This is a genomic window from Sulfuricurvum sp. (genome assembly GCF_049277495.1).
Lineage (GTDB): Bacteria > Campylobacterota > Campylobacteria > Campylobacterales > Sulfurimonadaceae > Sulfuricurvum.
Genome location: NZ_JBASYM010000004.1, coordinates 1 through 7,831, shown reverse-complemented (window position 1 = coordinate 7,831; position 7,831 = coordinate 1). Strand labels below are relative to the sequence as shown.

The window sequence follows — 7,831 nt, the reverse complement described above, 5'->3', positions numbered from 1 at the left end:
GAAATACCATCCCCCCCAATGCGGCAAACGCAGGGATGGCGACGGCACTCGGAGAACTCAGAGATCCTTCCAGGACTTCACGTTTTATCTCCAAGCCGACCATAAAAAAGAATACAGCCATCAATCCGTCATTGATCCACAGCAATAAAGGCTTTGCGATGGCAAACGTTCCGAAGCTCACGACTACTGGGGTCATGATAAATCCATCATAGTCGGAAGCAAATATAGAATTGGCCATCAACATCGCCATTAACATCGCAATCACCAGCATAATGCCGGTAGCTGATTCGAGTTTGAAAAAATGGAGTAAAGAATTTCTGAGCATATATGCTCCTTAAAGCCAGAATATCAGATTATGACAGAATAAAATAAACTGGCAATCTTTCCCTATTGAATACGTACAGCAATCGATTCCGCAGTAAATCCGAAACGTTCGAACAATTTATCGGCAGGGGCACTTGCACCGAAGCTTTCCATCGCCACCACCGTATCGGCAAAGCGATACCATTCTAATCCGCGTGCCGCTTCTATCGCAAGACGCTTGGTTCCCGGTTTGATAATCGAATCAATATAGCTTTGCGGTTGTTCCAGTAAAAGATCAAAACACGGCACACTCACAACATTCGCCGCAATTCCGCGCGTTTGAAGAAGTTCCGCACTCTCTATCGCCAAGGCTACCTCGGAGCCTGATGCCATCAGGGTCACGGTAGCGTCACTGCGTTCAACGAGCAAATAACCGCCATTTTCAACATCCCCGTGAACCGCTTTAGGAAGAAGAGGAAGATTTTGACGTGAACAGACAAATGCCGAAGGTGAGTGTTTCATTGAAATCGCTTTTTGCCAGCACTTAACATTCTCAGCCCCATCGGCAGGACGGTAGACATAGAAATTCGGCAAAGCTCTAAACTGGCTCAAATGCTCTATCGGCTGGTGTGTCGGACCGTCTTCCCCGACACCGATACTATCATGGGTCCAGATAAAAAATTGCTGAATACCGGCCAATGCCGCAATACGTGCTGCAGGTTTAAGGTAATCGCTGAATACAAAAAAAGTCGCGCTGAATGGCATAATAGGACCATACAATGCCATCGCATTGGTAATGGATGCCATCGAGTGCTCACGAATACCGAAGTGGATATTTTTCCCCTTCGGAAAATCACCCATATTGACCAGTTCCGTTTTGTTTGACGGCCCCAAATCAGCAGATCCCCCTAAAAATCCCGGAATTGCTTTGGCAATCGCATTCAAAATAATACCGTTCGTGTTGCGTGTCGCATCGGCTTTTTCAAACGTAGGCCATTCAATGCGGCTGAAATCAGGATTCAGCAGCTGCTCATACGCTTCATTTTGTTCCGAAAGGGGAAGTTCTTTCAGACGGTGATTCCACTCGCGTTCCGCCAAATCCCCTTGTTCGATCGCGCATCGGAAACGCTCCAACACATCCGCATCCACGGCAAAGGTTGCTTCCGGATCGAATCCGGCCTGTTCTTTCGCCGTTTTGATGACATCATGCCCGAGCGGTGCCCCGTGGGCATGGTGGGAACCTTCCATTTTCCCGCCCCCTTTGGCTATGACCGTATTGGCGATAATGAGCACCGGGCGGCTGATGGTTTTCGCTTGGGTCAATGCACCGTCGATCTCATCAAAATTATGTCCGTCGATTTCCAAGACTGCCCAATTCTGAGATTCGAAACGATCGCGCATGTTTTCGCTCAGACTCAACTCGGTAGAACCCTCGATCGTAATACGGTTTGAATCGTAGATAAGGACTAAATTATCCAGCCCCATGTGACCGGCAACCGAACATGCCTCATAACTGATCCCCTCTTCGAGATCTCCGTCGCCGCACAGACAGTAAACATTGTGATCGACCAAAGGCGCTGTTTCGGAATTGACTTTATTGGCAACATATTTTGCCGCCATCGCGAATCCGACCGCATTCGCGATTCCCTGCCCCAAAGGTCCCGTCGTAATCTCTACACCGGCAGTGTGTTCATATTCCGGATGTCCCGGAGTTTTGGAATCAAGCTGACGAAAGTTTTTAAGATCGTCTATCTCCAAACCGTATCCCCATAGATAGTATAGAGAATAGATAAGCCCCGTGCCATGTCCGCCTGAAAATACAAGACGGTCACGATTCAACCATTTCGGATTTTTCGGATTATGACTCATATGTTCGGACAATACTACTGCTATATCCGCTAATCCCATTGGAGCACCCGGATGTCCCGAATTAGCCTGCTGAACCATATCTGCCGCTAAAAAGCGGATTGTGTCTGCCATTTTTTGGCGCATTGCATTACTCATTGTCTAATCCTTATGTCGGTTAATGTAGTGTTCAAGTGTTGGTGATAATTCACGTCGTAAATTCTCATCAAAACTTTCCATCCGCTTGGTAATCTTATCAGCCAGACTATCGGCTTCGCTCATTGCAGCCTCAAACCCGAGCAATGTCACAAAACTGTTTTTTGCCTCGTCATTGTTTGTGGTCTTTCCTGCTTGTACTTCATCTTGGGTCACATCCAAAATATCATCCTGGATTTGAAACAGCAATCCCAAATCAATTCCAAACTCATACAATTCTTTGGCAAGATCATCACGCCCGACGATGAAAGCGCCCATTTCCAGTGAAGCGGCGATCAATTTGCCGGTTTTATGGATATGCAGCATCTTGACCTGATCCAGTTCCAACCGCTGATTTTCAAAATAACAGTCAATCGCTTGACCCAATACCATTCCGTTCATCCCGCCGTTATAGGCAAGAGAGCGCACCAGTTTGACAATGACACGATCCGATAACGGGGCATTGGAGAGCACCTCAAACGCATGAGTATTCAGTGCATCACCGGCTAGAATAGCACTCACTTCATCGTATGTCTTGTGGAGGGTTGGAATACCGCGTCGTAAATCGGCATTGTCCATTGCGGGGAGGTCATCATGAATTAGAGAGTACGTATGCAGCAATTCGATTGCCAATGCGACATGATAGGCACTTTGTGTCAAAAGAGGATTATACGCACGGACAACCCCTAACAGCAAAGCAGGTCGAAACCGTTTTCCTCCGCCTTTAAGCATTAATTGCAGGGATGATTCATAATGGGGGTGAAAACTTTTTGCGATAGGAAGATGTGATCCTAAAAACGCTTCAAATTGCTCCATTGTCATCCCACTATTTTTTAGCGAAATAGTACCACGACAGAGCTTATATTTTCTCGATTATATCGGTGATAGCATTCTCATCATCCACCAACACTACCGTCGGTTTATAATTTTCGAGTTCAGAATCATTATATGTTGCATAAGCGACGATAATTATTTTATCGCCCTTATGTACTTTTCGCGCAGCGGCACCGTTCAGACATATATCACGCTGTCCCCGTTCACCGAGAATGATATAGGTTGAGAATCGCTCACCGTTATTGATGTTGAGGATTTCTACTTTTTGGCCTACGCGCATTTTAGAAGCTTCCAAAAGTTCTTCATCAACCGTGATCGATCCGACGTAATTGAGATTAGCGTCGGTTACTGTTGCACGATGAATTTTACTATAAAGCATTTCGATCAGCATTGATTAGCGCCCCATCTGCTTCATCATTGCTTGAGGAGAGATCGCATCATCCCAAAGCTCTGAAGGGATTACATACTCTTGCACCACTTCACCGCCGATAATATGTTTCTCAATGATTTCATCGATTTTTTCTTTTGTCAATCCTGAGTACATTACATGACCCGGTTCAACAAGCATGATCGGACCGACATTACAGCGGTTCATACACGATGTACGGATCGGCTGAACGGTAGCGATCAACCCTTTTTGCATCAATGTTTGTGCTAAATGCTGGAATAGATCCTGAGTCTGCGGATTGACACAGCTTGGCTTCGGCATACCCGGAGGGGAACTTTGCTCACATTTGAAAATATAAAACGCCGGTTGTGGGATACCCATCAAACGCTCCTTCTGAAATCGATGTACTATTACACCGCAAAATAATTACGGCATTATAGCCAAAATAAAAGAGTGCATATTAAGCTCCATCAAGCAATCATCCTGCTTAAGGGGAGCTTTAGCACTTTAAAGAGCTGCAAGCAGTTCTTTTGCCACCACACGATCATCAAACGGAAGATGCTGATCATAAATGATTTGAGATGTTTCATCCCCTTTGCCCAAAATCAAAATGACTTCGTCGCCGCTACGATCTTGAAGTGCCTGTGCGATTGCATTGCGTCGATTAACATCGACATACACATTGCTTTTATCTTCGATACCGGCCAAAATATCTTCAATAATAGCATCCGGATCTTCGAAACGGGGGTTATCACTCGTGACGTAGAGTTTTTTTGCATAGTTTGCGGCTACCCGCCCCATCATAGGGCGTTTTGACCTGTCGCGGTCACCGCCTGCCCCAAAAACGACCAATACCTCTTTTTCTTTCAATGCATTTAAAACTTGTTCCATACCATCGGGCGTATGGGCGAAATCGACGATCACAAGAGGTTCGGTACTGACCACTTCCATTCGTCCGCTGACACCGCCGAAATTTTCTACCGCATCGGCAATTTTTTCTAAAGAATCATTGGTTACCAGATGGACCGCGGCAATAGCCGCCGTGATATTGTAGAGATTAAAGAAACCGTGCAATGACGTTACAAAGGGAACATGCTCTTCAAAGTGTTTCATCACGCCGCTTACTCCGTTATTCAAAGAGTAGGCAATGATTTTGTACGTTGCAGGATTCTCAACGCCGTAGGTAAACGCATTTTTGAAATTGAAGTCTGCCTTTGCTTCATCTTTATTGATCAGTTTTTTGGACTCATCTTGAAAAAAGAGGTTTTTAATACGGGTATATTCTTCGATACTTTCATGGTAGTCAAGGTGATCTTGGGTGATATTGGTCAAAATCTTAAGACCGAACGATATTCCCGCTATTCGCTCTTGCTCAATGGCATGCGAACTCACTTCCATGATAAAATATTCGCAGCCTGCAGCGATTGCCTGTGCCATGTGACGGTAAGTATTTAATACGGTAGGCGTCGTGAGGGTCTTTCCCTCTACCGGCGCATCGTTCATAAAAAACCCGCGGGTTCCCTGCATTGCCGCTTTGTGCCCTAAATCAAGCAGTATGGAATAAACAGCGCTGGCTGTCGTTGTTTTCCCATTCGTGCCGGTAATGCCGATTACGGATATTCTGTCAAGTCCGAAAAGTTTCCAGCACTCCTCAGGGGTAAGGATAGAGTGAGCGCCTCGGGCTATCGCATCGTCTTTGTATTTTTCATTTTGTTTCGTCACCAAAAAAGCGCATTCGCTGCTGCACTCTTTGGAATCTTCACTGATGTATCGGTATGGCTGATCCGAAATCTCAATTTTCAATGCTTTTCCCCTTCGCCAGACGGCGCAGTAAATTACGAAGCTGGCGGTCATTCGGGTAAACACCCAATGCACTTTCTAAATAGCTGAGAGCCATCTCTTTGTACCCATGGTCAATCAAATTATCCAGAAAGTCGACAAAATCCTCTTTCTCAGTAATAATGACACGTGTTGAGAACATGATGTTTTCAAAGATCCGGTTGAAATCGTTTTCATCTTTGACAAGCTCTTTAAATTCAGTATACATAATACCGTCTTCATACGCCAAGCGCTGTTTCATCGTGTCATCAAACAATCCGGCCACTTGATCAATCGTTCCGTCCATCGTCTCTAATATTTCAGAAATGACAATATCTGCAGATTCAACATCTTCGTTCCGTAAAATCGTATAATAATCAAACAGTGCTTCACCGGCACTCTCGCCGCTCATGGCCATATCCGACAAAATTGCGCCGTTATAAGCTTCTTTGGACTCAGGATAATCTTTAAGTGCCAAGGAATAGTCACGTAATGCTTCTGTATATTGACCCGCCAAAAAATGTTCGCTGGCTTGTTTGAGGGTTTTGGATAAGTTAATTGTTTTCATAGTAATCCCTCCTATGTTACCCTAATATCGGCTCAATTTTTTTGAATTATAATGCGTCGATTTGATGTTCCATACCCTGAGGTACGTTAATAACACTCAATTCAGGATGTATATCCATCCGCAACTGGCGTTCTACGCCATATTTTAGCGTGTTACCACTGCTTGAACACCCAATGCACGCACCTTGTAATTGTACATATATCGTTCCATTCTTAATTGTCAGGAATGCTATATCTCCGCCGTCTAATGCAAGACTCGGACGAATTTTATCAATAACGTTACGAACTGGTTGCATTAATTCATCATCAGTAAATGGAATCATAGTTATTGTACCTTCTAAAGCTCAAATATCGTGTTATAGTATAAGAAATGGGCTAAACATGCACTAATGCGAAAAGGATAGTTTGTGAGCGAAGCTCGATTTAAGGGGGTGATGGGTTATTGAACTCGTTAGACGAGTTCAATGTATGCCATAGGTGTAGCATCACCACGGCGAATACGAGTTTTAACGATACGGGTATATCCGCCGTTACGCTCTGCGTATTTTGGAGCAACTTCGTTAAGAAGCTGTTTTGTCGCTTCTTTGTTTTGCAATACAGCAAACACTGAACGGTGAGCATTTGCATCACCTACACGTGCAGTTGTAATCAATTTTTCAGCAAATGAACGGAGTTCTTTCGCTTTAATCAACGTCGTTTCAATTTTACCGTGTTCAATCAACGCAATGCTAAGGTTGGTCAACAAAGCTTCACGATGTGCGCTTGTACGACCTAGCTTGCGGTATCCGTGACGATGTCTCATGATACTTCCTCTTTTATATTAAGCTTATTCAGCTTCGATTTTCTTTTTGATTGCACTGATAAGATCATCAGCCAAATCTTGTCCTACGGAATAACCGTATTCAGTGATTTTTTCTAAAATCTCTTCAAACGATTTTTTCCCAAGGTTTTTTACTTCTTTCAAATCATTTTGGCTCATCATAACGATTTCACCAATGTATTTGATGTTTGAGCGATCTAAACAGTTAAAACTGCGAGCACTTAAACCAAGGTCTTCAATACGCGCACCTAAACGTTTAAGTTCCGGATGCTCATCGCCACGCTCTGCTGCTGCAGGAGCTTTAATGCTTACTTCACTGTTAAATACGGCCATTTGAGCGTACATAACTTCCAATGCATTTTTAAATGCATCTACCGGTGAAATTTGTCCATCAGTAACGATGTTGATGACTACTTTTTCGAAATTTGGATTATCTTCGACCAATACGTTCTCGATAGCATATGTTGCGCGGCGAACCGGTGTAAAATAAGCATCAAGAGCGATAAAGCCCTCACCCAATGAATCCCGTACATCTTCACTCGGCGCATAGCCGATACCCTGATGAATTTTAACGGTAAAAGTTAACGTCGCATCTTCATTCAACGTTGCCAAAAATGAATTTGGCGTTACCACTTCGACGTCATCATTATCTAAATCTCTTCCATTGATTTCGCAAGGGCCTGCAAAACTGTAAGTGATCTCTTTCTCTTTAAGTCCGTTTTTCAATTTGAAACGAACCCCTTTGAGGTTAATAATGAAATCCGAAATGTCTTCGAGCATACCGCGCACCGAGTCAAACTCATGCTTAGCACCCTCAATTTTGATACCGATCGGTGCGTATCCAACCGAGCTGCTTAGCAAAAAGCGGCGAAGCGGATGAGCGAGTGAAACCGCGAATCCGGTTTCAAACGGATAGGCGATGATATTCGCTTCGTTCGCGCTGATTTGCTCGACGACAAACTCTTTCGGAAGAAGCGGTGATGTCTTAATTTTTTTCATGCTGAACGCCCTTTCTTTAATGATTATTTCGAGTAAAGCTCGACGATTAGACGTTCTTCAAC

The 7,831-nt window shown here is 44.2% G+C and carries 10 protein-coding genes; all 10 read right to left on the bottom strand.

Annotated features, from left to right (window positions below; all coding sequences use genetic code 11):
- On the bottom strand, positions 1-325 hold a 325-nt coding region (locus tag WAO38_RS00810), incomplete at its 3' end, for a Na+/H+ antiporter NhaA (RefSeq protein WP_422233408.1).
- Positions 326-387: 62 nt separating this feature from the next.
- Positions 388-2,307 (bottom strand): transketolase, encoded by a 1,920-nt coding sequence (gene tkt / locus WAO38_RS00805; RefSeq protein ID WP_422233406.1) that lies wholly within the window; start codon positions 2,305-2,307, stop codon positions 388-390.
- Between the two features lie 3 nt (positions 2,308-2,310).
- On the bottom strand, positions 2,311-3,159 hold the full coding sequence (locus WAO38_RS00800; protein WP_422233410.1) for a polyprenyl synthetase family protein: 849 nt from the start codon (positions 3,157-3,159) through the stop codon (positions 2,311-2,313).
- Positions 3,160-3,202: 43 nt separating this feature from the next.
- Entirely contained in the window at positions 3,203-3,568 is a 366-nt protein-coding gene (gene panD, locus WAO38_RS00795; RefSeq protein ID WP_422233404.1) for an aspartate 1-decarboxylase, read from the bottom strand.
- A 3-nt stretch (positions 3,569-3,571) separates the two neighbouring features.
- On the bottom strand, positions 3,572-3,946 hold the full coding sequence (locus tag WAO38_RS00790; RefSeq protein WP_422233402.1) for a (2Fe-2S) ferredoxin domain-containing protein: 375 nt from the start codon (positions 3,944-3,946) through the stop codon (positions 3,572-3,574).
- Positions 3,947-4,072: 126 nt separating this feature from the next.
- Positions 4,073-5,368, bottom strand: coding sequence for a UDP-N-acetylmuramoyl-L-alanyl-D-glutamate--2,6-diaminopimelate ligase (locus WAO38_RS00785; RefSeq protein WP_422233400.1), 1,296 nt, complete (start codon positions 5,366-5,368; stop codon positions 4,073-4,075).
- A complete protein-coding gene (locus WAO38_RS00780; RefSeq protein ID WP_422233398.1) occupies positions 5,358-5,951 on the bottom strand; it encodes a hypothetical protein in 594 nt (197 codons plus the stop codon). Before WAO38_RS00780 ends, WAO38_RS00785 begins: the two co-directional genes overlap by 11 nt.
- 46 nt (positions 5,952-5,997) lie before the next feature.
- Positions 5,998-6,273 (bottom strand): NifU family protein, encoded by a 276-nt coding sequence (locus tag WAO38_RS00775; protein WP_422233396.1) that lies wholly within the window; start codon positions 6,271-6,273, stop codon positions 5,998-6,000.
- A 128-nt stretch (positions 6,274-6,401) separates the two neighbouring features.
- Positions 6,402-6,752: a 50S ribosomal protein L17 gene (gene rplQ / locus WAO38_RS00770; protein WP_422233395.1), complete on the bottom strand. Its 351-nt coding sequence runs from the start codon at positions 6,750-6,752 to the stop codon at positions 6,402-6,404.
- Positions 6,753-6,776: 24 nt separating this feature from the next.
- A complete protein-coding gene (locus WAO38_RS00765) occupies positions 6,777-7,769 on the bottom strand; it encodes a DNA-directed RNA polymerase subunit alpha (RefSeq protein ID WP_422233393.1) in 993 nt (330 codons plus the stop codon).
- Between the last annotated feature and the right edge of the window lie 62 nt (positions 7,770-7,831).